Raw genomic sequence first — 23737 nt, 5'->3', positions numbered from 1 at the left:
AGGCAGGGACCGGCACGGAAGCGTCCCCGGCCCGGGACTTCTGGTCCGTGCACCCGGTAACGTCGGAGCGTGTCCGCCGACCCACTGCACCGTGCCGGAGAGCCACAGCGCGGCAAGACGAGCCGGCCACCGGACGCCGCGGCGGCGAGCGAGATCGAGGTCCGCAGGAGCGCCCGGCGCCGCCGGACGGTCTCCGCGTACCGCGAGGGCGGTCGCACCGTCGTGCTCATTCCCGCCCGGATGTCCGAGGCGGAGGAGCGGCGCTGGGTGACCGTCATGCTCGACAAGCTGGCCGCCCAGGAGAGCCGCCGGGCGCTCGGCGACACGGAGCTGGCCGAACGCGCCGAGCGGCTGTCCGCCCAGTACTTCGGCGGCCGGGCCCGGCCCGCCTCGGTCCGCTGGGTCACCAACCAGAACACGCGCTGGGGCTCGTGCACCCCGGCGGAGGGCAGCATCCGCCTCTCCCACCGTCTCCAGGGCATGCCGGAGTACGTCGTCGACTACGTACTGCTGCACGAGCTGGCCCATCTGCTCGCCCCGGGGCACGGGCCCGACTTCTGGCGGCTGCTGGAGGCGTACCCGCGCACGGAGCGGGCCCGCGGCTATCTGGAGGGCGTGGCCGCGGCCGCGCGGCTGCCGCATCCGCCGGCGACAAGCGGCGACTGACGGGGCCGTCGGGGGGCGTCCGGTACGGCCCGACTGGGTTTGTGTAGCGGGTCTGTACCGACTTCGTCCGGTGTCGGAGTTTGCCGTTAGCCTGGCGCGACGCACTCGCTTCGGGACGGGGGACGGTCGTTACGCATGTCCAGGGAATTCCAGCGCGGCCACAAGGCCAGGATCAGTGACCTGACCGCGGGCACGGATCTGTACGTAGGCGTGCAGATCTCGGCGCCCGGACTGACCGTCGACATCAGCTGCTTCGGGCTGGACGCCGACGAACGCCTCTCGGACGACCGGTACTTCGTCTTCTTCAACCAGCCGAAGTCCCCCGAGGAGGCCATCCAGCTGCTGGGCGCCCAGGCAGGCGACACGGAGTCCTTCCGGGTCACGCTGGAGAAGATCCCGTCGCATGTCCGGAAGCTGTCGTTCACGGCCGCCATCGACGGCGCCGGGCAGATGTCGCAGATCGACTCGGGGTACCTGCGCATCGTGGCGGGCGGCGAGGAGGTGGCCCGGTACGCCTTCGACGGCTCGGAGTTCTCCACCGAACGGGCCCTGATGCTGGGCGACTTCTACGCCAAGGACGTATGGCGGTTCGCGGCCGTCGGGCAGGGCTTCGACGGGGGTCTGGAGGCGCTGCTGAAGAACTTCGGCGGCGAGGTCCTCGAAGAGGAGGAGGAGAACCCCGCCGCGGGTCAGGACCCGCAGCCCGGTGCCGCTCCCGGCTTCGCGCCACCCGCACAGGCCACCGCGCCCCCGGAGTTCGCAGTCCCCTCCGGGCCGGCCGCGCCTGCCCCCGCGCCGCCCCTTGCTCCACCTCCGGCCGCTCCCGTTCCTGCCCCGGCCGCCCACACGCCACCGCCCGCTGCACCCGTGCCCCCGCCCGGCGCGTCCGGATTCGAGCCGTCCCCGGGAGCCGTCCCGCCACCCGCAGCGCACGGCTTCCCGCCGCCCCTGGGAACCACCCCGCCGCCCCCGCCCCCGGCGCCGGGCCCCGTGCCCTCGGTGCACGCCGCGCCGACCATCATCGCCCCCCTGATCCCGCCCGGCGGCCCCGTTCCGCCGCCGGCCCCGGCACCCGCCCCCTACGGGCAGCCCCCGTACGGCCCGGCGCACGGTCAGGGACACGGCCAGACCCCGCCCCCGCCCCCGCCGCCCGACCAGTACCCGGCACCGCAGCCCCCGCCACCACCCCCCGGCTACGGACACCAGCCGCCGTACGGCCAGGTTCCCGGGCCGCCCGCGCCCTACGGAGTGCCGCAGGCCGCTCCCCAGGCCGCCGGGGTGTCCGCCGCGTTGAACCTGTACAAGGAGGCGCCCACCGGACGGCGCTGGACCCTGCAGAACAGCAAGCTGATCCGCGCCGACCTCGGCACGGAGGGAGGCCGCCCCGTGCTGGCCCGGCAGGGCAGCATGGTGCTCTACCAGGGCAAGGTCGACTTCGCCTACAAGGGCGCCGGCTTCGCGGGCCGGATCACGGGCAACGTCACGGGCCAGGAGATGCAGCTCATGCGCTGCACCGGCCAGGGCCAGGTGTTCTTCGCCGAGAACTCCACCCATCTGCACCCGGTCGAGCTCCAGGGCGACGCGATCTGCGTCTCCGCCGAGCACGTCCTCGCCTTCGACGAGAGCCTGGAGTACGAGGTCCGCCGCGTCGAGGGGCATGGCATCCCCGGCGGCGCCCTGTTCACCATGCTGTTCCAGGGCACCGGCACGATCGTCGTCAAGACGCACGGCACCCCGGTCGTCCTGCCCGTGACGCCGACGACGTTCGTCGACTCGAACGCCGTGGTCGCCTGGTCGGCCGCCGCCCAGGTGATCGTCTCCAGCCAGGTGCGGATGCGCCGCAACGCCTACCCGGGCGACACCGGAGAGGGCGTCAACCTCCAGTTCCGCGCCGCCCCCGGCAGTTTCGTCGTCGTCCAGCCCTACGAGGTCTGAGGGAGCCCGTCATGAACCAGCCGCTCGCGGGTTACGCCCCCGCACCCGTCACCGCCCGCATGGAGAACCACGGCAGCCACATGCTGAAGGTCGCCATGCAGACCGGGAACGACCTCTTCGCGCGCGTGGGGTCGATGGTCGCCTACGAGGGCTTCATCCAGTACGAGCCCAGCCCGTCGGCCGTGCGCCAGATCGCGCGCGACTGGGTCACCGGCGAGGGCGCACCCCTGATGAAGTGCTCCGGCGACGGACTGCTCTATCTCGCCGACTACGGGGCCAACGTCGTCGTCATCGACCTGGGCGGTGACGCGATCTCCGTCAACGCCACCAACCTGCTCGCCTTCGACGCCGGATTGACCTGGGGTGTCGAGCGGGTCAAGGGGCTGGCGAAGTTCGCCGGGCAGGGCCTGTGGAACACGCGGATCTCCGGGCAGGGCTGGGTGGCGCTGACCTCCCGGGGCGAGCCGATCGTCGTCGACTGCGGCGAAGGCGAGAACGAGACCTACGTCGACCCGGACGCGCTCGTCGCCTGGTCGCCGAACCTGAAGGTGAAGGGCAAGCGCAGCTTCAGGGCGCAGTCCCTGATCGGCCGGGGCAGCGGAGAGGCCTACCAGATGGCCTTCTCCGGGCAGGGCATCGTCGTCGTACAGCCCAGCGAGGACAGCACCGACCGCCTGCGAATGCGCGGCTGAGGGGGAGACAGGAGACCATGCAGAGCCCGCTTTTCGCCTTCAACGAGGCCCAGACGCAGGAGCGCTGGAGCCTGCAGAACAAGCAGATGCTGCGCGTCACCCTGGAGGGCCACGACGACATCCTCGCCCGCAAGGGCACGATGGTCGCCTACCAGGGCCTGATCGAGTTCGACGCCGAGTACCAGAGCGGCGGTCAGGCACGCACGCGCGCGTACACCGGCGAGGGCCTGGACCTGATGCGCTGTCACGGACAGGGCACGGTCTACCTCGCCAACCTCGCCCAGTACGTGCACATCATGGACGTCGAACAGGAGGGTCTGACCGTCGACAGCAGCTATGTGCTGGCGATGGACTCCTCGCTGTACCACGAGGCCGTCGCCGTCGACAGCATGTACGGCATCTCCGGTTCCGGGAAGTACCAGCTGAACATCACCGGCCAGGGCAGGGTCGCCCTGATGACCTCGGGTGCGCCGCTGCTGATGCGGGTGACGCCGGACAAGTACGTCAACTGCGACGCCGACGCGATCGTCGCCTGGTCCACCGCGCTGCGCGTGCAGATGCAGGCCCAGACGCACTCCAGCGGGGTGTGGCGGCGTCGTGGCGACACCGGCGAGGGCTGGGAGCTCAGCTTCATGGGCAGCGGCTACGCGCTCGTCCAGCCCAGCGAGCTGCTGCCGCCGCAGAACGCGGTGATCGGGCAGGGCCTCGCGGCCCAGTTCGGCATGGGACAGCAGGGGGCGCGAGGGCAGAACCAGGGCAACGTCTGGGGCTGAGCGGGGACCGCGGGCGGGGGCGACCACCATCGGTGGCCGCCCCACGGTCGGGAACCTCGCACGGCCGGAAGCCGCCCCACGGTCGGGAACCTCGCACGGGCGAAAACCGCCGTGCGGCCGCCCCTCGCACGGCCGGAGACCGGCGTACCGCCCCCCGACCGGTCAGAGCCTGGCGAGGGTCGCCTCCAGCAGGCGGACGACCGACTTGTCGGCCACCTCCGGCACCTCGTCGTAGGCGAACCAGCGCAGGTCCAGGGACTCGTCGCTGATGGTCGTCACCGCCCCGCTCGGCGCGAGCGCGGCGTACTGCACGTCAAGGTGCCAGGCGCACGGCGTGTGGTGACGGTCGAGGCGGACGGGACCGCCGGGCAGCAGCGTCAGCCCCTCTATGCCCGACTCCTCGGTCGCCTCGCGCAGGGCGGCGCCCGCCAGTGTGGTGTCCTCCGGTTCGCAGTGGCCGCCCGTCTGCAGCCAGATGCGGATCTTCCCGTGGAGGGTCAGCAGCGCCCGGCCGCGCTCGGGGTCGACCACCAGGGCGCTCGCCGTGATGTGCCCGTCGGCGCAGGCCTTCCACAGGCCGTCCGGATGCGTCCGCAGGTGCTCCAGGAAGAGCGGGCGCAGATCCTCCTGGTCCCCGTACTCCCGCAGGGCGCGGACCGCGTCGTCGTGAAGGCTCACTCGGCGTCGTCGCCCCTGTCGTCCTTGTCGTCCTTGTTGGCGGTGTCGGCGTCGTCGTTCTCGGACTTCTTGTGCAGGTCCGGCTTCGGCGCCGAACCGCCCGCGGCCTCGCCGAGCATCCTGTCCAGCTCCGAGAAGTCCATGTGCTCGCGGTGCACGAAGCCGTCCGGGTCGTCCAGGTCGGCGGCGGTCGGCAGCATGTCCGGGTGTGCCCAGAGGCCGTCGCGGCCCTCCACCCCGCGCGCGTCGGTGAGCGAGGCCCACAGGCGGGAGGCGTCCCGAAGCCGGCGCGGACGCAGCTCGAGGCCGATCAGCGTGGCGAACGTCTGCTCGGCCGGGCCGCCCGAGGCCCGGCGGCGGCGCAGCGTCTCACGCAGCGCGTCGGCGGACGACAGGCGGGGCTTGGCCGCCGCGTGCACCACGGCGTCCACCCAGCCCTCGACGAGGGCCAGAGCGGTCTCCAGACGGGCCAGCGCGGCCTTCTGCTCCGGGGTGTCCTCCGGCTGGAACATGCCCTGCTGGAGGGCGTCCTGCAACTGCTCGGGGTTCTGCGGGTCGAACTGGCCGACCACGTCCTCCAGCTTCGCGGTGTCGACCTTGATCCCGCGCGCGTACCCGTCGACCGCGCCGAACAGGTGCGAACGCAGCCACGGCACGTGCGAGAACAGGCGCTGGTGGGCGGCCTCGCGCAGGGCGAGGTACAGCCGCACCTCCTCCTTGGGCACGCCCAGGTCCTTGCCGAACGACTCGATGTTCACCGGCAGCAGCGCGGCTTTGCCGGCCGGGCCGAGCGGCAGGCCGATGTCGGTCGAGCCGACGACCTCGCCGGCCAGCACGCCGACGGCCTGGCCGATCTGCGTGCCGAACATGGCGCCGCCCATGGAGCGCATCATGCCGATCAGCGGGCCGGCCATGGCCTGCATCTCTTCCGGCAGCACGTCGCCCATGGCGGTGCCGACCCGCTCGGCGACCGGGTCGACGAGCTCCTTCCACGCCGGCAGGGTGGCCTCGACCCACTCCGCGCGGGACCACGCCACCGCGGAGCCGGCGCCCGACGGCAGCGAGGTCACGTCGTCGAGCCACAGGTCGGCCAGCCGGACGGCGTCCTGGACCGCGGTGCGCTCGGCGGGACCGACGCTGGCGTCCTTGGTGCCGTCGGAGGTGCCCTGGGCCACCGTCTGGCGGGCGATCTGCTTGGCCATGTCCCAGTTCACCGGGCCGCCCTCGTAGGAGAGCATCTGGCCGAGCTGCTGGAACGCCGCACCCAGGTCGGTGGGGTTCAGCGAACCGAACATGGCTGCGAGCGGATTGTCGGCGCCGGGCCCACCAAAGCCTCCGGCCCCGGGCAGCCCGAAACCGAACGGGTTGCCCGGTCCCTGCTCACCGCCGCTCTGCTGGTCCTTCTTCTTGCCCTCGTCGCCGTCGTCCGGCTCCTCCGGCGGAAGGCCGAATCCGAATGGGGTGTCACTCACGGGATTCCTCGGCTGGTAGGGCCACCGGTTCTCTCCGGCGGCGCGGCTGCCCGACAACACCACCCAGCGTAGACACCATGGGCGGTTCGGGCCTCGGTGCTTCGCCGACACATCGCCTGCGGCAGGATGGATGCCACCTGGTACGTACGCGTCATTCGCGCCCGTATGTGAAGACAACCGCTGGAGACGCCCGGTGAGTTCCCCAGATCCACAGGTTCGCGCAGCGCGAAACCAAGAGAGCACTCCCGCCGTGCGCGGGCCCGTCGTCGCGGTCACCGGAGCCGCTCGCGGGGTGGGCGCGCTGCTCACCGAGCGGCTGGCAGAGTCCGCCGAGGTCAGGCAGGTCGTCGCGATCGACGAGCGGCGCGGGGAGTGCGCGGCGGCGCAGTGGCACATCCTCGACGTGCGGGATCCGGCGATCGCGGAGAAACTGCGCGGCGCGGACGTCGTCGTGCACCTGGCGCTCGATCTCGATCTGGAGACCGACTCGGCCGCCCGGACGGCGTACAACGTCAGGGGGACGCAGACCGTGCTGACCGCGGCGGCCGCCGCCGGGGTGCACCGCGTGGTGCTGTGCACCTCCGCGATGGTCTACGGGGCGCTGCCGGACAACGAGCTGCCGCTGTCCGAGGACGCGGAGCTGCGGGCGACCGCCGAGGCGACCGGCGTCGGGGACCTGCTGGAGATCGAGCGGCTGGCGCGGCGCGCTCCGCGGGCGCATCCCGGGCTGAACGTGTCCGTGGTCCGGCCCGCCGTGCTGGTCGGGGGCACGGACACCGCGCTGACCAGGTACTTCGAATCGCCGCGCCTGCTGGTCGTGGCCGGGTCGCGGCCCGCGTGGCAGTTCTGCCACGTGGAGGACCTGTGCAGCGCCCTGGAGTACGCCGTGCTGGAGAAGGTCGACGGGGAGCTGGCCGTCGGGTGCGACGGGTGGCTGGAGCAGGAGGAGGTCGAGGAGCTCAGCGGGATCCGCCGCATGGAGCTGCCGTCGGCGGTCGCGCTCGGGGCGGCGGCCCGGCTGCACCGCATCGGCCTGACGCCGTCCCCGGCGGGGGACCTGGCCTACACGATGTACCCCTGGGTGGTGAGCGGCAGCCGGCTGCACGACGCCGGATGGCGGCCGCGGTGGACCAACGAGGAGGTCCTCGCGGCGCTGCTGGAGGAGGTGTCCGGGCGGCACACGGTCGCCGGGCGGCGCCTGGGACGCAAGGACGCGACGGCGGCGGGCGCGGCCGGGGCGACGGTGGCCCTGCTGGGCGCGGCGGCGGTGGTGCGACGGGCGCGGAAGGCACGCCGGCGCTGAGGAGCCCCTCCCCGTACGCGGCCCTCCAGCACCTGGTCCTGGTCCGTCCCCTGCCGGGCGGTCCCGTACGAGGCGGTCCTGTACGAGACGGTCCTGTACGAGAATCCGAACCGGCACGCGCGCGTACCGGGTGATCACGCTATTCCCGGACCTTCCGGCCGTGCGGCACGATGGACGCATGGCAGCCACCAACGATCATCCCGGCGAGTACGCCGCCGAGGACCCCGTCAAGCTGATCGGCGTCCGGGAGACCCCCCTCTCCCTGGACGAGGTGTTCAAGGCGCTCGGGGACGATGCCGCGGGCGGCACCGCGCTGTTCGTGGGGACCGTGCGGAACCACGACGGAGGCGCCGGGGTCGACGCGCTCGGGTACTCCTGCCACCCCAGCGCGGAGGCGGAGATGCGCCGGGTCGCCGAGAAGGTCGCCGCCGGGTACCCGGTCCGGGCGCTGGCGGCCGTCCACCGTGTGGGGGATCTGAGGGTGGGAGACCTCGCGGTCGTGGTCGGGGTGTCGTGTCCGCACCGGGGCGAGGCCTTCGATGCCTGCCGGAAGCTGATCGACGACCTCAAGCACGAGGTGCCGATCTGGAAGCACCAGCGGTTCTCGGACGGCACCGAGGAATGGGTCGGCGCCTGACGCCCACGCCGTGTCCTCCGCGTCCGCGGCTCCGGTTGCGTAACCCAACCCCTGGCGTGAGCGTTGTCAGAGCGGATGGTTAATCTGCTGATCAGTCAGTCGCGGTCGCGCATGAGGGGTTGGGAGGTCGGCATGGCGGCGCTTGCCTGGTTGCTGATTCCGTTTGTGGCTGCGATAGGCGCCGGACTGTGGGGGAGCTGGGCGAACCGGACCCGCAAGGCACGCAGCGACGGTCCCGAACTGGACGGCTACGCCCGGTTCCGTGAGGCCATGGAGAGGTCGCACTCCAGTACGTGAGGGTCCCGCCCTGACGGTGCGCTGACAGAACTGTCCCGTACTGTCGAGTCATGCCACGCCGCACCGCGACGATGCTCGCCTCCACCCTGATGCTGATCGCGCTCCTGTGCGCGGGAATCCTCTTCCCCGTGCCCTATTCGGAGATGTCGCCGGGGCCGACGGTCAACACCCTGGGCGACCACGGCGGCGAGCCGGTGCTGCAGATCTCCGGCCACAAGACCTACCCGACGGACGGCCACCTCAACATGACCACCGTCCGGGTCACCAGCGCCGACTACCGCATGAACCTCGTCGAGGCCGTCTACGGCTGGCTGGCTCACGACAGCAAGATCGTTCCCCACGACACGCTCTACCCCGACGGCAAGACGGAGGAGCAGTCGACCCAGGAGAACGCCGAGGAGTTCACCCTCTCCCAGGAGAGCGCCAAGGTCGCCGCCCTGAAGGAGCTGCACATCCCGGTGCAGTCCTGGGTGATCGTCTCCACGGTCCTCAAGGACACCCCGGCGCAGGGCAGGCTGCACGCGGGCGACGTCATCAAGGCCGTCGACGGCACGTCGGTCAAGCAGCCCTCGGACGTCGCCAGGCTGGTCACCAAGCACCAGCCGGGACAGGCCGTGGTCTTCACGATCGTGCCGGCCAAGGACCAGGCCGCCGCCGCCAAGCAGCACAGGGCGGCGACCGTCACCAAGGACGTGACCATCACCACCGCGCAGTCCGCCGACACCGGGGCCAAGCGGGCCATCGTCGGGATCTCCGCCGGGACCGACCACACGTTCCCGTTCGAGATCAACATCAAGCTCGCCGACGTCGGCGGACCGAGCGCGGGGCTGATGTTCGCGCTCGGCCTCTACGACAAGCTCACGCCGGGCAGCCTGACCGGCGGGAAGTTCGTGGCCGGCACCGGGACGATAGACGACGACGGCACGGTCGGCCCGATCGGCGGCATCGCGATGAAGACCGTCGGCGCGCGCAGCAAGGGGGCTCAGTTCTTCCTCACCCCCGCCGAGAACTGCGCGGCCGCCGCCAAGGACACCCCCTCGGGGCTCACCCTCGTCAAGGTGCACACGCTCGACGACGCGCTCGGCGCCCTGAAGGACATCCGCGGTGGCAAGACCGCCGACCTGCCGACGTGCACGGCCAAGGGCTGACGGGCAGCGCCCCGGCCGTGGTCGGGTGACGAAGGGCGGCGGGCCCAGGGCCCCCGCTCAGTCCTCGAAGGTCGCGGCCAGGGCCTCGGCCAGCCCCGGCACCAGGTCGGAGCCGGTGAGGACCTCCGTGGCGGCGTCCTTCTCCCGCAGGCGCAGCGCCGACTCCCGGGTGCCGTCGCGCAGGACCGCGACCGTCATGCGGACCTCCTGGCGCTCGGGGTGGCCGGCCACCCACTTCGCCAGCTTCGCCCCGTCCAGTCCCTGCGGGACCTGCGCCTCGGCGGACGGGGGCAGCATCATGCGCTCCACGGTCAGCGCGCAGCCGGCCACCGCCTCGGGCCAGGCGATGGTGGCGAGGAACTCGTCGAGGGGCCGGTCGGCCGGGACCTCGTCCTGCTCGACCGGGGTGAGACCGGTGGTCTCCTGTTCGTCGGCCAGGCCGAGCTGGGCCGCGAGCGCGGGTTCCTGGGACCGCAGCCGCGCGGTGTCTACGAGGGCGAAGAGGCGAGCGGGCTGGTCCCAGCCGAGGCCGGAGGCGTACTCGTCGATCTCGAGTACCGCCCGGGTGAGCGGGTTCGCTGCCATGGGAGTGTTGGACATGGTCACAATCCTGCCTCGTTCCTGGGCGGAATCGGGAACCGAGTAAACGGTGAGTAAGTTGCATAGGTGTGGGCCCACGATTCCGGGGGCCCACCGTACGGTCCGCGGACTCGGGGGCCTGACGCAACGAAACAACCAACAGCGACTTTCGAGGTGCACACCTTGGCTTTCCAGATGCCGGACCGCGGCGGAGGCCCGACAGGGCCGCGGATGAGAGTGGGCCGCCCGTCCCGGCGTGCCAGGACCCTGCTCATGACACTGGGCGTCCTCGCCGTCCTCGGCATGGTCTTCGCCATGTTCGCGGGCTTCTGGACGGACTGGCTGTGGTACCGGTCGGTGCACTACTCGTCCGTGTTCACCACCACCCTGTGGACCAAGATCGGACTGTTCTTCGTCTTCGGCCTGCTGATGGCGGCCGCGGTCGGGCTGAACATCTGGCTGGCGCACCGGCTGCGGCCGCCGCTGAGCGCCATGTCGGTGGAGCAGCAGAGCCTTGACCGCTACCGGATGAGCATCGCGCCGTACAAGAAGTGGCTGCTGGCCGGCATCACGGCACTGGTCGGGCTGATCGCCGGTGCCTCCGCCGCGAGCGAGTGGCGGACCTGGCTCATGTGGGTCAACGGCGTCGCGTTCGGCAAGCAGGACCCCCAGTTCCACCTGGACGTCTCCTTCTACGCCTTCGACCTGCCCTGGTACCGCTTCCTGCTGGGCTTCGGCTTCGCGGCCACGATCCTGTCCCTGATCGCCGCGGTGCTCACCCACTACCTCTACGGCGGGCTGCGCGTCACCAGCCCCGGCGCGCGTGCCACGGCCGCGGCGACCGGGCATCTGTCGGTGCTCCTCGGCGTCTTCGTGACGCTGAAGGCGGTGGCCTACTGGCTGGACCGGTACGGACTGGCGGTGAAGTCCAGCGACTTCAAGGCGACCGGCAACTGGACGGGCCTGAGGTACGTCGACGCCAACGCCTATCTGCCGGCCAAGACGATCCTGTTCTGCATCGCCGTCATCTGCGCGGTGCTGTTCTTCGCCACCCTGTGGCGGCGCACCTGGCAGCTGCCGGTCATCGGCTTCGGCCTGATGGTGCTGTCGGCCATACTCATCGGCGGCCTGTACCCGGCGATCGTCCAGAAGTTCCAGGTCGAGCCCAACGAGCAGGCCAAGGAAGCCCCGTACGTCCAGAAGAACCTCAAGGCGACCCGCGAGGCGTACGACATCGACGACACCAAGGTCACCGACTACGCGGGCACGAGCGACACCCAGGACAAGGCGAAGCTGCGTGACGCCGCCGCCGACGCGGCCAGTTACCGGCTGATGGACCCCAACATCGTCTCGCCGACGTTCGAGCAGCTCCAGCAGGTGCGCAACTACTACGGTTTCCCGTCCAACCTGGCCGTCGACCGGTACAAGACCAAGGACGGCAAGATCCAGGACACCGTCATCGGCCTGCGCGAGCTGAACCTCGCCGGGATCCCGAAGAACAACTGGATCAACGACCACTTCCGCTACACCCACGGATACGGCGTGGTCGCGGCCAAGGGCACCGAGGCCGACTCCGAGGGCCGCCCGGTGTTCACCGAGTACAACCTGCCGTCCACGGGCGACCTCCCGCGGTACGAGCAGCGGATCTACTACGGCGAGAAGACCAGCACCTACTCCATCGTCGGCGGTCCCCAGAAGGAGATCGACTACTCCGACGACAGCGGTGAGAAGACCACCAGCTACAAGGGGAACAGCGGGGTCAGCCTCTCCAACCCGCTGAACCGCGCCGCGTACGCGATGGCGTTCAACGAGCCGCAGATCCTCTACTCCGGCGCGATCGGCGACGGCTCGCGGATCCTGTACAACCGCACGCCCAAGCAGCGCGTCGAGGCGGTCGCCCCGTGGCTGACGATCGACGGCGTCTCGTACCCGGCGGTCGTCGACGGGCGCGTCCAGTGGATCGTCGACGCCTACACGACCACCAACGGCTACCCGTACTCCTCGCGCACCACCCTCGGTGACACGACGCTGGACTCGCTGACCGCCGCCAACAACCAGCGGGTGGTGGCCCAGCAGAACCAGGTCAACTACATCCGCAACTCGGTCAAGGCGACGGTCGACGCCTACACGGGCGAGGTCAAGCTGTACCAGTGGGACACCCAGGATCCGGTCCTGAAGACCTGGATGAAGGCGTTCCCGGGCACGGTGGAGCCGAAGAAGGACATCTCCCCGGAGCTGTTGTCCCACATCCGGTATCCGCAGGACCTGTTCAAGGTGCAGCGCGAACTGCTCACGCGCTACCACGTCACGGACGCGCAGACCTTCCTCAGCGGCAGCGAGGTGTGGCAGATCCCCAACGACCCGACCAACAGGTCGGGCGACGCGGTGCCGCCGTACTACCTGAGCCTCAAGATGCCCGGTGAGTCGTCCCAGACGTTCTCGCTGACGACGACGATGACGCCGAACGGCCGTGACAACCTGAGCGCGTTCATGACGGTCGACGCCGACGCGAACACGAGCGACTACGGCAAGATCAGCATCCTGAAGCTGCCCACGGGCAAGACGATCGACGGCCCGAAACGGGTGCAGAGCCAGTTCAACTCCGAACCCTCCATCGCCGAGTCCATCCGGCTGCTGAAGGGCGGCGACTCGGAGGTCGAGTACGGCAACCTGCTGACGGTGCCGCTCGACGGCGGGCTGCTCTACGTGGAGCCGGTCTACCTGCGCGGCGGCGGCCTCAAGTACCCGCTGCTGCGCAAGGTCCTGGTGACCTACGGCGGCAACACGGCGTTCGAGGACACGCTCGACAAGGCGCTCAACAAGGTGTTCGGCACGGAGGCTTCGACCACCGAGCCGCCCGGCTCCGGTCCCGGCTCCGGCTCCGACACCGGCGGTAGTGACACCGGCAGCGGCGGGACCAACCCGCCACCGTCGGCCAACCCGACGGTCCAGGACGCGCTGAAGGACGCCCAGAAGGCCTTCGAGGACGGTCAGACCGCCCTGAAGAACGGCGACTGGCAGGCGTACGGCCAGGCGCAGAAGGACCTTCAGGACGCGCTGAAGCGGGCCGAGGACGCGCAGGCGCAGGCGGAGAAGCCCGGCGCCGGCGGCAAGAACGGCGACGGCAAGGGCGGCGCGAGCCCGGGTGCGAGCGCCAGTCCGACACCAAACAGCAGTCCGAGCGGTAGCCCGAGCGGGGGCTGATCGCTCCCGCCGAGTCCAGGGGCCCGGATCCGTGCAGCGGATCCGGGCCCTTCGCCGTGTGCGAACGCATGTACCGACGTGCTCTGCGGCCGTGCCGCCGTGGGGAGTTGGGCGATCTGTGTTTGACTTGTCTCTCTGTGGGCATGTCGACAAAACGCTGAAGTGACCTCACTGGCTGGGGTATTACAGATGTACCCGGGTTGCAGGTGGTGCGACGATGGACGTTATGGGGGACAAGGCAACTCTGTTCGAGACGGGGCGATTTGTGCAGGATTCCGGCTCTGGTGAGACCGGAGGCGAGGCCCGCGACGAGTCCGTGGCGGCCGCGGAGGAGACCGCCGAGCTGGCGCGCCGTCGCCTCGCCGCCGAGGCGGGCGACGTCGAGGCCATGAGCGTCCTCGGGGCCATGCTGCTGCGCCGCGGGGATCTCGACGCCGCCGAACCGCATCTGCGCTCCGCCACCGCGGGCGGCGACCGCGCCGCGGCCAACAACCTGGGAGTCCTCCTCCACCAGCGCGGTTACGCCGACGACGCCGCCGGATGGTGGCGCATCGCCGCCGTCGCCGGATCCGCGCCGGCCGCGCACGCGCTCGGCCGGTACCACCGCGAGCGCGGCGACGAGCCCGCCGCCGAGTACTGGCTGCGCCAGTCCGCCGAGCAGGGCCACGTCCTCGGCGCCTACGCCCTCGCCGACCTGCTGGAGCACCGCGGCGACGCCGGGGCCGAGCGCTGGATGCGGGTCGCCGCGGAGCGGGGACACCGGGAGGCGGAGTACCGGCTGGCGCGTGCACTGGACCGGCGCGCGGGCCGGCAGTCCGGCACCGAGGGTCCCGGCCTGCCGGCGGAGGCCGAGCAGTGGTACCGCCAGGCCGCCGCGCGCGGGCACCGGCGGGCCGCGCTGCACCTCGGCGCCATCCTGGAGAAGCGCGGCGACCTCAAGGAGGCCGGCCGCTGGTACCTGACCTCCGCCAAGGACGGCGAGGCCAGGGCCGCCTGCGCGCTCGGGTTCCTGCTGCGGGACGCGGGTGACCCCGAGAACGCCGCCCTGTGGTGGCTGAGGGCCGCGCAGGGCGGCGACGGCAACGCCGCGAACGCGCTGGGCGCGCTGCACGCCGAGCGCGGCGAGACGCAGACCGCCGAGCGGTGGTACCGGGCGGCGATGGACGCGGGCGACATCAACGGCGCCTACAACCTCGGACTCCTCTGCGCCGAGCAGGGCCGTACCGCGCAGGCCGAGCAGTGGTACCGGCGCGCCGCCTACGCCGGGCACCGGGAGGCGTCGAACGCGCTGGCCGTCCTGCTGCTCCAGGGCGGGGACACCAGTGGGGCCGAGCCGTGGTTCTCCAAGGCGGCGGAGGCCGGGAGCGTCGACGCCGCGTTCAACCTGGGGATCCTTCACGCCGGGCGGAGCGAGGACGCCCAGGCACTGCGGTGGTACGAGCGGGCGGCGGCGGCCGGGCACACGGAGGCCGCGTTGCAGGTGGGGATCGCCCGGCTGCGGGCGGGCGACGAGCGGGCGGCCGAGCTGCACCTGCGGTGCGCGGCCGGCGGCGGCAGCCCGGAGGCGGCGTACCGGCTGGCCGCCGTGCTCGACGCCCGGCGGCCGCCGGCGCCCGCGCACGAGCTGGGGGAGCCGGCGATCCAGGAGAAGACCGAGTGCGAGGAGTGGTACGAGCGGGCGGCCGGCCAGGGGCACCGGCGCGCGCAGGTGCGGGTCGGGATGCTGGCCGCGGCCCGCGGGGACGTGGGCGAGGCGGCGCGGTGGTACCGCAGGGCGGCGGAGTCCGGCTCCCGCAACGGCGCCTTCAACCTGGGGCTGCTGCTCGCCCGGGAGGGCAGTGAGCCGGAGGCGGCCACGTGGTGGGCGCGGGCGGCCGACGCCGGGCACGGGCGGGCGGCGCTGCGGCTCGCCCTGGTGCACGCGCGCCGCGGCGAGCTGGCCGAGGGGCAGGGGTGGGCCGACCGGGCCGTGGCGCTGGGGCCGGCCGAGGTCGCCCAGCGAGCCGCGCGTCTGCGGGACGCGCTGCGCGAGGAGCTGTCGGCGTGACGCGGGTGTGGCGCGGGCCCTGTGACGCGGCTCCCTTCCGGCGTCCCCGTAAACGATTTGCCTCTCGGTCCGCCGGTCACGTAATGTTGCATTCACCGACGCGGGGTGGAGCAGCTCGGTAGCTCGCTGGGCTCATAACCCAGAGGTCGCAGGTTCAAATCCTGTCCCCGCTACTGAAGGCCGAGGGCCGGAATCCGATCAAGGATTCCGGCCCTCGGTGTTTCCGGTGCCGCTTCCGAGAGGGGGCCGCGAAAGAAGGACCCCCGCACACCGTCGAGGTGCCGGGGGTCTTCTGCCGTCTCGCGAGTGGGCCTCGCTGTGGGGCCTCGCGTGTGGGCCGTCAGGCCGCCGCGCAGTTCGGGCACAGGCCCCGGTAGGTGACCTCCACGTTCGAGACCGTGAAGCCGAAGCGCTCCGAGTCGGGCAGGTCGGCCAGCGGATTGCCGCTCGGGTGGACGTCCCGGATCGCGCCGCAGCCGGCGCAGACCAGATGGTGGTGCGGCCGGTGTGCGTTGGGGTCGTACCGCTTGGCGCGCTTGTCGGTGCTGACTTCCAGGACCTCGCCGAGGGAGACCAGCTCGCCCAGCGTGTTGTAGACGGTCGCCCGGGAGATCTCGGGCAGCTTGGCGACAGCCCGGGCATGGACCTCGTCGGCCGTCAGATGGACGTGTTCGCCGTCGAGGACCTCGGCCACCACACGCCGCTGCGCGGTCATCCGCCATCCGCGTCCGCGCAGCCGTTCCAGAAGGTCACTCATACCGACCAGCCTAACAGCAAGGGGGAATAGATCCCGAATGAGTGTGACTTTGGAGCTCCACTTGACTTGGACTAAGTCCATTGTAGGATCGGGACTGGCTTTGGCCAAGCGACAGGAACGATGGAAATGACCCAGGAGGCGACGTGACCCAGGGGCCGCTCACGACGGAGGCCGGTGCTCCGGTTGCCGACAACCAGAACAGCGAGACGGCGGGCGTCGGCGGCCCGGTGCTCGTCCAGGACCAGCTCCTGCTGGAGAAGCTCGCCCACTTCAACCGCGAGCGCATCCCGGAGCGCGTGGTGCACGCCCGTGGCGCCGGTGCCTACGGCACCTTCACGGTCACGGCCGACGTCACCCGGTACACGCGGGCCGCGTTCCTCTCCGAGGTCGGCAAGGAGACGGAGACCTTCCTGCGCTTCTCGACCGTGGCGGGCAACCTCGGCGCCGCGGACGCGGTCCGTGACCCGCGCGGCTTCGCGCTGAAGTTCTACACCGAGGAGGGCAACTACGACCTCGTCGGCAACAACACCCCGGTGTTCTTCATCAAGGACGCCATCAAGTTCCCCGACTTCATCCACACCCAGAAGCGCGACCCCTACACGGGCAGCCAGGAGGCGGACAACGTCTGGGACTTCTGGGGCCTGTCCCCGGAGTCGACGCACCAGGTGACCTGGCTGTTCGGCGACCGCGGCATCCCGGCCTCGTACCGTCACATGAACGGCTACGGCTCCCACACCTACCAGTGGAACAACGAGGCCGGCGAGGTCTTCTGGGTCAAGTACCACTTCAAGACCGACCAGGGGATCAAGAGCCTCACCGCCGAGGAGGCCGCCGGGCTCGCCGGTACGGACCCCGACTCCCACCAGCGCGACCTGCGTGAGGCCATCGAGCGGGGCGAGTTCCCGAGCTGGACCGTGCAGGTGCAGATCATGCCGGCGGCCGACGCGGCGACCTACCGCTTCAACCCGTTCGACCTCACCAAGGTGTGGCCGCACGAGGACTACCCGCCGATCGAGATCGGCAAGCTGGAGCTCAACCGCAACCCGGAGAACATCTTCGCCGAGGTCGAGCAGTCGATCTTCAGCCCCGCCCACTTCGTGCCGGGCATCGGTCCCTCCCCGGACAAGATGCTCCAGGGCCGCCTGTTCGCGTACGGCGACGCCCACCGCTACCGCGTCGGCATCAACGCCGACCACCTGCCGGTGAACCGTCCGCACGCCACCGAGGCGCGCACCAACTCCCGTGACGGCTACCTGTACGACGGCCGCCACAAGGGCGCGAAGAACTACGAGCCGAACAGCTTCGGCGGGCCGTTCCAGACGGACCGGCCGCTGTGGCAGCCGGTGCCGGTCACCGGCGTCACCGGTGACCACGAGGCACCGGTCCACGCCGAGGACAACGACTTCGTCCAGGCCGGCAACCTCTACCGGCTGATGTCGGACGAGGAGAAGGAGCGTCTGATCGGCAACCTGGCGGGCTCCATCGCGCAGGTCTCGCGCGAGGACATCGCCGAGCGGGCGATCAGCAACTTCCGTCAGGCGGACGGCGACTTCGGCAAGCGGCTGGAGGCCGCGGTGCAGGCCCTGCGCGGCTGATTCCCGCACTGGACCGCTTGTCGGACGGCGGGCCGGGTCCCTTCGGGGGCCCGGCCCGCCGTCCGGCGTTCAGGTCGTGCCCGCTCCGGCGGCCGCCGCGTGCTGCCGGACCGGAGCCCAGCAGCGGATGATGTCGCGGACCGAGACGATGCCCGCCGGCTCGTCGTGGTCCAGGACGATCAGGTGCCGGAAGCCGCCCCGGGCCATGGCGCCGGCCGCCTCCTCCAGGGTCCAGGACGGCGCGGCGAACACGACGTCGGTGGTGGTGTGCGCGTGCACGCGCTCCGTGTCCGGGTTCTGGCCCAGGCCCACGGAGTTGAGGACGTCGCGTTCGGTGAGGATGCCGATGCCGCCCGCGTCCGGGTCGTGGACGACGGCGGCGCCGACGTGGCGCGCGGACATCAGGGCCGCCGCCTGTCGGAGGGTGTGTGCGGGACCGATGGTGAGGACCACCGTGCTCATGGCGTCGCGGACGAGCATGGGATGGAGCCACCTCCTCGGGGAATCCGGCTGGTGCGTGCCCGGCGGGTGAGCCGCCTCTCGGGCTCTGCACAAGTTCACAAGGGGGGAACTCCCAGAGTCTCAGGCAAAGCGCGGGTCAACAAGGGGGCGTGCGCGGTCCGGCGGGGGCGCGCGCAGGCGTTCACCGTCGCCCGTCAGCGCTGGTTGAGATACCCCAGCATCTCGTCGTGCAGCAGCCCGTTGGACGCGGCGGCGTTGCCGCTGTGCGGGCCGGGACGGCCGTCGAGCCCGGTGAAGGAGCCGCCGGCCTCGGTCACGATGATCGCGTTCGCGGCCATGTCCCACAGGGACAGCTCCGGCTCGGCGCAGAAGTCGACCGAGCCCTCGGCGACCATCATGTACGGCCAGAAGTCGCCGTAGGCACGGGTGCGCCAGACCGCGCGGGTCAGATCGAGGAAGCCGTCCAGGCGGCCCTGCTCCTCCCAGCCGCTGAGCGAGGAGTACGCGAAGGAGGCGTCCGAGAGGTCCGCCACGCGGGACACCCGCAGCCTGCTCGCCTGCGCCAGACTGCGGCCCATGAAGGCGCCGTGGCCCTTCGCGGCCCACCAGCGGCGGCCCAGGGCGGGGGCGGAGACGAGGCCCACCACGGGATGGAAGCCGCCCTCACCGGCCTCCATCAGCGAGATGAGCGTGGCCCAGACCGGGACACCGCGCACGTAGTTCTTGGTGCCGTCGATCGGGTCGACGACCCAGCGGCGGGGGCCGGTGCCCTCGATGCCGTACTCCTCGCCGAGGACCGCGTCGCGGGGCCGGGCGCGTTGGAGCTGGCCGCGGATGAGTTCCTCCGCGGCCTTGTCCGCCTCACTGACCGGGGTCATGTCCGGCTTCGTCTCGACCTTGAGGTCGAGGGCCTTGAAACGGTCCATGGTCGCGGCGTCGGCGGCGTCCGCGAGGACGTGGGCCAGGCGCAGGTCGTCAAGGTAGTCCGGCATGCCAGAACCGTATCCGCCCGGGGCGACCCGGGGCCACGGGGGGCGGGGCGGGCGCGCCGGGACGCTCCCCGGGTGCGGTCGGCGGACGCGCGTGTGGGCGCCCGCCCCGGTCCGCACGTGCCGTCACGGACCCTTGACAGTGCGTTCGGGGGCGTCAAATCTGGGCGCAGAGCCGCTCGCCCCAGGGAGGCGGAAGATGCCTGCAGCGCGGGAATCCCTGCTGGACGCCGCCTACTCGGCGCTGACAGGGCGGCCGTGGTCCGCGGTCCGCATGGTCGACGTGGCCGCGGTGGCCGGGGTCTCCCGGCAGACGCTGTACAACGAGTTCGGCAGCAAGGACGGGTTCGCGCGGGCCCTGGTCAGGCGGGAGGCGGACGGCTATCTCGCCGGGGTCGAACGCGTCCTGACCACCCCCGCCGACCCGCGCGAGCGGCTCACCCCCGCCGACCCGCGCGAGCGGCTCACCGCCGCCGCCGAGTGGACGGTGTCCGCCGCCCGGGGCAACGTGCTGGTGAAGGCGATGCTCACCGGCTGCTGGAGCGAGCGGCTGCCCTCGCCCACGCTGTCGGCGGTGCCGTCCTCCAACGCGGTTCCGGCGCAGCGCCGGGCCGACGGCCCGCTGCCGTCGCCCGGCGACTTCGTGGCGATCGTCCGCGACCGCGCCGCGGTCCTGCTCTCCGCCCCCGGCACCCCCAGGGGCGACACCGCCGAACTGGCCCGTGCCTGTGAGCTGGTGATCCGCCTCGCCCTGTCGTGCGTGGCCGCGCCGCCGGACCGGGGCGGGGTCGCCGAACTGGTGCGCGGCGCGCTCCCGCGCCAGCCGGCGTGACCCGCCCGCGCTCGGCGCCGTCGCGTCAGTGCGCGGAACCGGACAGCTGGAGCCCGATCACCCCGATGATGACCAGGCTGATCGAGACGATCTTCAGCGTGGAGACCAGGTCGCCGAGGAAGACCATGCCGTAGATGGCGGTGCCCGCCGCGCCGATCCCGGTCCACACCGCGTACGCGGGGCCCACGTCGAGCTTCTTCAGGGACAGGGTGAGCAGGCCGAAACTGCCCAGGGCGAAGCAGCAGAAGGCGATGGTCGGCCAGAGCCGGGTGAACCCGTGCGACAGCTTCAGGCACACGGCGAAGCCGGTCTCGAGCAACCCGGCGACGATCACCAGCAGCCACGCCATGCAGTCCTCCCGAGCGTCCGCGTGCCGTGACCGCTTCGTCGTGCTTGGGGCAGGTCATGATCCGGCTCCGTGCGATTATGCACTTGCCGGACCGCGCCGCACCCAAACAACGCGGAGGTCAGTCGCCCTCCTTGCGCTCCCGCGTGGCCAGCAGCCGGCGCAGCGAGTACAGCCGGGCCGGGTCCGCGTGACCCTCGGCGACCCACGCGTCCAGGGCGCAGTCCTGCTCGTCGTGACTGCACGCGCGCGGGCAGCCCTCGGTGCCCGGCTCCAGGTCGGGGAAGGCGTGGATCACCCGGGACGGATCGATGTGCGCGAGCCCGAACGACCGTACGCCCGGGGTGTCCACGACCCAGCCGTCCCCGCCCGCCAGTGGCAGCGCGAGCGCGGAGGTGGTGGTGTGCCGGCCCCGGCCGGTCACCGCGTTCACATGTCCGGTCACCCGCCGCCGGTCCTCCGGCACCAGCGCGTTGACCAGGGTCGTCTTGCCCACGCCCGAGTGGCCGACGAACGCCGTGACCTTCCCGTCGAGGTGCTCGCGCACCCGGTCCGCCGCGGCGCCGTCGTCCAGCTCGGCACGGCTGGTGACGACGTAGGGGATGTCCAGGTCCCCGTACAGCTCCAGGAGCTTGTCCGGCGGCGCCAGGTCCGACTTGGTCATGACCAGCAGCGGCTCAAGACCGCCGTTGTACGCCGCCACCAGGCAGCGGTCGATCAGGCGCGGGCGCGGCTCGGGGTCGGCGAGCGCCGTGACGATGGCCAGTTGGTCGGCGTTCGCGACGACCACGCGCTCGTAGGGGTCGTCGTCGTCCGCCGTGCGGCGCAGGACCGAGGTGCGTTCCTCGATGCGGACGATGCGCGCGAGGGTGTCCTTCGTGCCGGACAGGTCGCCGACCAGGGCCACCCGGTCGCCCACGACGGCGGCCTTGCGGCCCAGTTCGCGGGCCTTCATCGCGATGATCGGGCGGCCGTCGACGAGGCAGGTCAGCCGTCCCCGGTCGACGGTGAGGACCAGGCCCTCGGCGGCGTCCTCGTGCTTGGGACGGATGTTGGTGCGCGGCCGGTTGCCCTTGCGGTTGGGGCGGCTGCGGATGTCGTCCTCGTCGGTGTGCTTGCCGTAGCGGCGCATGACGTGTTCCCCGCGTCCCTACGCCCCGAGCATCCCGGTCCACAGGTCGGGGAAGTCGGGCAGTGTCTTCGCCGTGGTCGCCACGTTCTCGATCTGCACGCCCTCGACCGCGAGGCCGAGGATCGCCCCGGCCGTCGCCATGCGGTGGTCGTCGTAGGTGTGGAAGACCCCGCCGTGGAGGCGGCGCGGGCGGATGCGCAGCCCGTCGGCCGTCTCGGTCACGTCACCGCCGAGCTCGTTGATCTCCTTGGTCAGCGCGGCCAGGCGGTCGGTCTCGTGCAGCCGCAGATGGGCCACGCCCCGCAGGGTCGAGGGCGAGTCCGCGAGCGCGGCGACGGCCGCGATGCCCGGGGTCAGCTCGCCGACCTCGCCGAGGTCCACGTCGATGCCGTGCACGGCACCCGAACCGGTGAACACCAGGCCGTAGTCGGTGAGTTCGCAGGAACCACCCATCTCGGTGAAGATCTGCCGCAGCCGGTCACCCGGCTGGGTCGTCCGGGCCGGCCAGTCGGGGACGACGACCTTGCCGCCGGTCACCAGCGCCGCCGCGAGGAAGGGCTGGGCGTTGGACAGGTCGGGCTCCACGGTCAGGTCCCGGCCGAGCAGGGCGCCCGGGGTGACCCGCCAGACGTTCGGCTCGCCGCCCGACTCGGGGGTGTCCACCTGGGCGCCGACCGCCCGCAGCATGTCGACCGTCATCCGGATGTGCGGCAGCGACGGCAGCGACGACCCGGTGTGCCGGACCTCCACGCCCTGGTTGAAGCGCGGTCCCGACAGCAGCAGGGCGCTGACGAACTGCGACGAGGAGGAGGCGTCGATCTCCACCGGGCCGCCGTCCAGCGCGCCGCTGCCGTGCACGGTCATCGGCAGCGCGCCGCGGCCGTCGTCGTCGATCCGGGCGCCCAGGACACGCAGCGCGTCGATGACGCCGTCCAGCGGGCGCTCGTACGAGCGCGGGTCGCCGTCGAAGCGGATGGGGCCGTCGGCCAGCGCGGCGACCGGCGGCAGGAAGCGCATCACCGTGCCGGCGTTGCCGACGTCGACCGTGGCCGGGCCGTGCAGCCCCGCGGGGATCACGCGCCAGGCCTCCCCGGTGCCGTCCGGCCCGACGCCCTCGTCGATGCCGACGCCCATGGCCCGCAGCGCGCCGGCCATCAGCAGCGTGTCGCGGGAGCGCAGGGGGCGGCGCAGCCAGCCCGGCTCGGAGGCGAGGGCGGCGAGCACCAGCGCGCGGTTGGTGACGGACTTCGACCCGGGCACGTGGACCGTCGCGTCGACGGCTCCGCTCGCGTGCGGGGCGGGCCAGAGGGCGGTGTGCGCGGGGTTCGGGGCCATGGTCCCCACCTTAGAGCCTGTTCCGAGTCCCCCGCCTGCGCCCCGGCGCCCGGCACACACGCCCGCCGCACGGCGCCGGCCGGCGTATCGGCGAGGGCCGGACGGACCGCCTCAGCCCGCCAGCAGCCACCGCCCGCCGCCGATCAGCGAGCACAGCGACACCGCGTGGAACAGGAACAGCCACAGCGCCGCCGGGACGTGCGTCAGCCGCGACAACTGGTCCGCGTCCGAGTCCCCGGCGCCCCCGCGCGCCCGCTTGGCCTGAAGCTCGAAGGCCGGGCGCACCCCGCCGAGCAGCAGGAACCACACCACCGCGTACGCGAACGCGGCCTGCACCTGCGGCCCGGTCAGCCAGGACACCAGCAGGAACAGGCCACCGGTGAGGATCACGGTGAGCGCCCCGTAGGCGTTGCGGATCATCACCAGCATGGCCACCAGCAGCGCCGTGGCCACCCACAGCAGCAGCGTGATGCGGCCGGTGGCGAGCAGGGCCGCGCCGCCCAGACCGAGGAGCGGGGGAGCGGTGTAGCCGGCGGCCGCGGTGAGGATCATGCCGATCCCGTGCGGCTTGCCCCGGCTGACGGTCAGGCCGCTGGTGTCGGAGTGCAGGCGTATGCCGGTCAGGGTGCGTCCGGTGAGCAGCGCCACCAGTCCGTGCCCGCCCTCGTGCGCGATGGTGATCGCGTTGCGCGAGAGGCGCCACAGGGTGTGCGGGACGACCACGACGAGCGCGGCGGCCGCGGTGGCGATCACCACCCACAGGTCGGGGTCGGGCTGGGTGCCGACGAGCCGGTCCCAGAGATCGGGCAGCGCGGTGGCGGCGAGGCTGTCCATGTGTCCGAGTGGCTCCCTGTCCGT

Annotated in this window: 21 protein-coding genes and 1 tRNA gene; 12 read left to right on the top strand and 10 right to left on the bottom strand. The window is 71.9% G+C overall.

Going from position 1 to position 23737, the window contains the following annotated elements; all coding sequences use genetic code 11:
- Positions 1-69: 69 nt before the first annotated feature.
- From ACIP4X_RS07310 to ACIP4X_RS07295, 4 genes are all read left to right on the top strand, one after another.
- Positions 70-666 (top strand): SprT-like domain-containing protein, encoded by a 597-nt coding sequence (locus ACIP4X_RS07310; protein ID WP_391456728.1) that lies wholly within the window; start codon positions 70-72, stop codon positions 664-666.
- Positions 667-801: 135 nt separating this feature from the next.
- A complete protein-coding gene (locus ACIP4X_RS07305; protein ID WP_401347105.1) occupies positions 802-2601 on the top strand; it encodes a TerD family protein in 1800 nt (599 codons plus the stop codon).
- An 11-nt stretch (positions 2602-2612) separates the two neighbouring features.
- Positions 2613-3293 carry an AIM24 family protein gene (locus ACIP4X_RS07300; RefSeq protein WP_358729061.1) on the top strand — a complete coding sequence of 227 codons (681 nt, stop codon included), beginning with the start codon at positions 2613-2615 and terminating at the stop codon, positions 3291-3293.
- Positions 3294-3310: 17 nt separating this feature from the next.
- On the top strand, positions 3311-4066 hold the full coding sequence (locus ACIP4X_RS07295; RefSeq protein ID WP_391456733.1) for an AIM24 family protein: 756 nt from the start codon (positions 3311-3313) through the stop codon (positions 4064-4066).
- Positions 4067-4228: 162 nt separating this feature from the next.
- On the opposite strand, the gene ACIP4X_RS07290 is transcribed toward ACIP4X_RS07295, so the two are convergent.
- Both ACIP4X_RS07290 and ACIP4X_RS07285 read right to left on the bottom strand, forming a co-directional pair.
- Positions 4229-4744, bottom strand: coding sequence for an NUDIX hydrolase (locus tag ACIP4X_RS07290; RefSeq protein ID WP_358729065.1), 516 nt, complete (start codon positions 4742-4744; stop codon positions 4229-4231).
- Positions 4741-6216: a zinc-dependent metalloprotease gene (locus tag ACIP4X_RS07285; RefSeq protein WP_358729067.1), complete on the bottom strand. Its 1476-nt coding sequence runs from the start codon at positions 6214-6216 to the stop codon at positions 4741-4743. The genes ACIP4X_RS07290 and ACIP4X_RS07285 overlap by 4 nt, the downstream gene beginning before the upstream one ends.
- Before the next feature lie 193 nt (positions 6217-6409).
- Between ACIP4X_RS07285 and ACIP4X_RS07280 the strand changes: the two genes are divergently transcribed.
- From ACIP4X_RS07280 to ACIP4X_RS07270, 3 genes are all read left to right on the top strand, one after another.
- The gene (locus ACIP4X_RS07280; RefSeq protein ID WP_358729069.1) at positions 6410-7519 is read left to right on the top strand and encodes an SDR family oxidoreductase; all 1110 of its coding nucleotides are present in this window, start codon (positions 6410-6412) and stop codon (positions 7517-7519) included.
- A 178-nt stretch (positions 7520-7697) separates the two neighbouring features.
- A complete protein-coding gene (locus ACIP4X_RS07275; protein WP_358729071.1) occupies positions 7698-8156 on the top strand; it encodes a molybdenum cofactor biosynthesis protein MoaE in 459 nt (152 codons plus the stop codon).
- 347 nt (positions 8157-8503) lie between these two features.
- Positions 8504-9601 (top strand): PDZ domain-containing protein, encoded by a 1098-nt coding sequence (locus ACIP4X_RS07270; protein WP_401347099.1) that lies wholly within the window; start codon positions 8504-8506, stop codon positions 9599-9601.
- Between the two features lie 57 nt (positions 9602-9658).
- Here ACIP4X_RS07270 and ACIP4X_RS07265 read toward each other — a convergent pair whose 3' ends face one another.
- On the bottom strand, positions 9659-10201 hold the full coding sequence (locus tag ACIP4X_RS07265) for a PPA1309 family protein (RefSeq protein WP_358729074.1): 543 nt from the start codon (positions 10199-10201) through the stop codon (positions 9659-9661).
- Between the two features lie 174 nt (positions 10202-10375).
- Here ACIP4X_RS07265 and ACIP4X_RS07260 point away from each other — a divergent pair, with 174 nt between their 5' ends.
- From ACIP4X_RS07260 to ACIP4X_RS07250, 3 genes are all read left to right on the top strand, one after another.
- Positions 10376-13384, top strand: a complete 3009-nt coding sequence (locus ACIP4X_RS07260; protein ID WP_358729352.1) for a UPF0182 family protein — start codon at positions 10376-10378, stop codon at positions 13382-13384.
- Between the two features lie 217 nt (positions 13385-13601).
- Positions 13602-15431 (top strand): tetratricopeptide repeat protein, encoded by a 1830-nt coding sequence (locus ACIP4X_RS07255; protein WP_401347096.1) that lies wholly within the window; start codon positions 13602-13604, stop codon positions 15429-15431.
- Positions 15432-15530: 99 nt separating this feature from the next.
- Positions 15531-15604 (top strand) — tRNA-Met (locus tag ACIP4X_RS07250).
- Positions 15605-15771: 167 nt separating this feature from the next.
- On the opposite strand, the gene ACIP4X_RS07245 is transcribed toward ACIP4X_RS07250, so the two are convergent.
- Positions 15772-16188 (bottom strand): Fur family transcriptional regulator, encoded by a 417-nt coding sequence (locus ACIP4X_RS07245; protein WP_100568161.1) that lies wholly within the window; start codon positions 16186-16188, stop codon positions 15772-15774.
- Positions 16189-16331: 143 nt separating this feature from the next.
- Between ACIP4X_RS07245 and ACIP4X_RS07240 the strand changes: the two genes are divergently transcribed.
- Positions 16332-17783: a catalase gene (locus ACIP4X_RS07240; protein ID WP_358729078.1), complete on the top strand. Its 1452-nt coding sequence runs from the start codon at positions 16332-16334 to the stop codon at positions 17781-17783.
- A 69-nt stretch (positions 17784-17852) separates the two neighbouring features.
- Here ACIP4X_RS07240 and ACIP4X_RS07235 read toward each other — a convergent pair whose 3' ends face one another.
- Together ACIP4X_RS07235 and hisN are read right to left on the bottom strand one after the other, a co-directional pair.
- Positions 17853-18263: a CBS domain-containing protein gene (locus ACIP4X_RS07235; protein ID WP_358729080.1), complete on the bottom strand. Its 411-nt coding sequence runs from the start codon at positions 18261-18263 to the stop codon at positions 17853-17855.
- 176 nt (positions 18264-18439) lie between these two features.
- Positions 18440-19237, bottom strand: coding sequence for a histidinol-phosphatase (gene hisN, locus ACIP4X_RS07230; RefSeq protein ID WP_391456739.1), 798 nt, complete (start codon positions 19235-19237; stop codon positions 18440-18442).
- A 196-nt stretch (positions 19238-19433) separates the two neighbouring features.
- Here hisN and ACIP4X_RS07225 point away from each other — a divergent pair, with 196 nt between their 5' ends.
- Positions 19434-20066 carry a TetR/AcrR family transcriptional regulator gene (locus tag ACIP4X_RS07225; RefSeq protein ID WP_358729084.1) on the top strand — a complete coding sequence of 211 codons (633 nt, stop codon included), beginning with the start codon at positions 19434-19436 and terminating at the stop codon, positions 20064-20066.
- A 25-nt stretch (positions 20067-20091) separates the two neighbouring features.
- On the opposite strand, the gene ACIP4X_RS07220 is transcribed toward ACIP4X_RS07225, so the two are convergent.
- The 4 genes from ACIP4X_RS07220 to ACIP4X_RS07205 form a co-directional block, all read right to left on the bottom strand.
- Positions 20092-20415, bottom strand: a complete 324-nt coding sequence (locus ACIP4X_RS07220; protein ID WP_100568156.1) for a multidrug efflux SMR transporter — start codon at positions 20413-20415, stop codon at positions 20092-20094.
- Positions 20416-20533: 118 nt separating this feature from the next.
- Positions 20534-21544: a ribosome small subunit-dependent GTPase A gene (gene rsgA / locus ACIP4X_RS07215; RefSeq protein ID WP_358729086.1), complete on the bottom strand. Its 1011-nt coding sequence runs from the start codon at positions 21542-21544 to the stop codon at positions 20534-20536.
- Positions 21545-21562: 18 nt separating this feature from the next.
- Complete coding sequence (aroA, locus tag ACIP4X_RS07210) at positions 21563-22879, bottom strand: 3-phosphoshikimate 1-carboxyvinyltransferase (RefSeq protein ID WP_391456744.1); 1317 nt, start codon at positions 22877-22879, stop codon at positions 21563-21565.
- 111 nt (positions 22880-22990) lie between these two features.
- Positions 22991-23713, bottom strand: coding sequence for a M50 family metallopeptidase (locus ACIP4X_RS07205; protein WP_358729090.1), 723 nt, complete (start codon positions 23711-23713; stop codon positions 22991-22993).
- Between the last annotated feature and the right edge of the window lie 24 nt (positions 23714-23737).

This window comes from Streptomyces sp. NPDC088817 (genome assembly GCF_044750345.1).
In the GTDB taxonomy this organism is placed as follows: Bacteria; Actinomycetota; Actinomycetes; order Streptomycetales; family Streptomycetaceae; genus Streptomyces.
The sequence above is the reverse complement of the archived record's forward strand: the minus strand, read 5'-3'. Positions and strand labels throughout refer to the sequence as shown.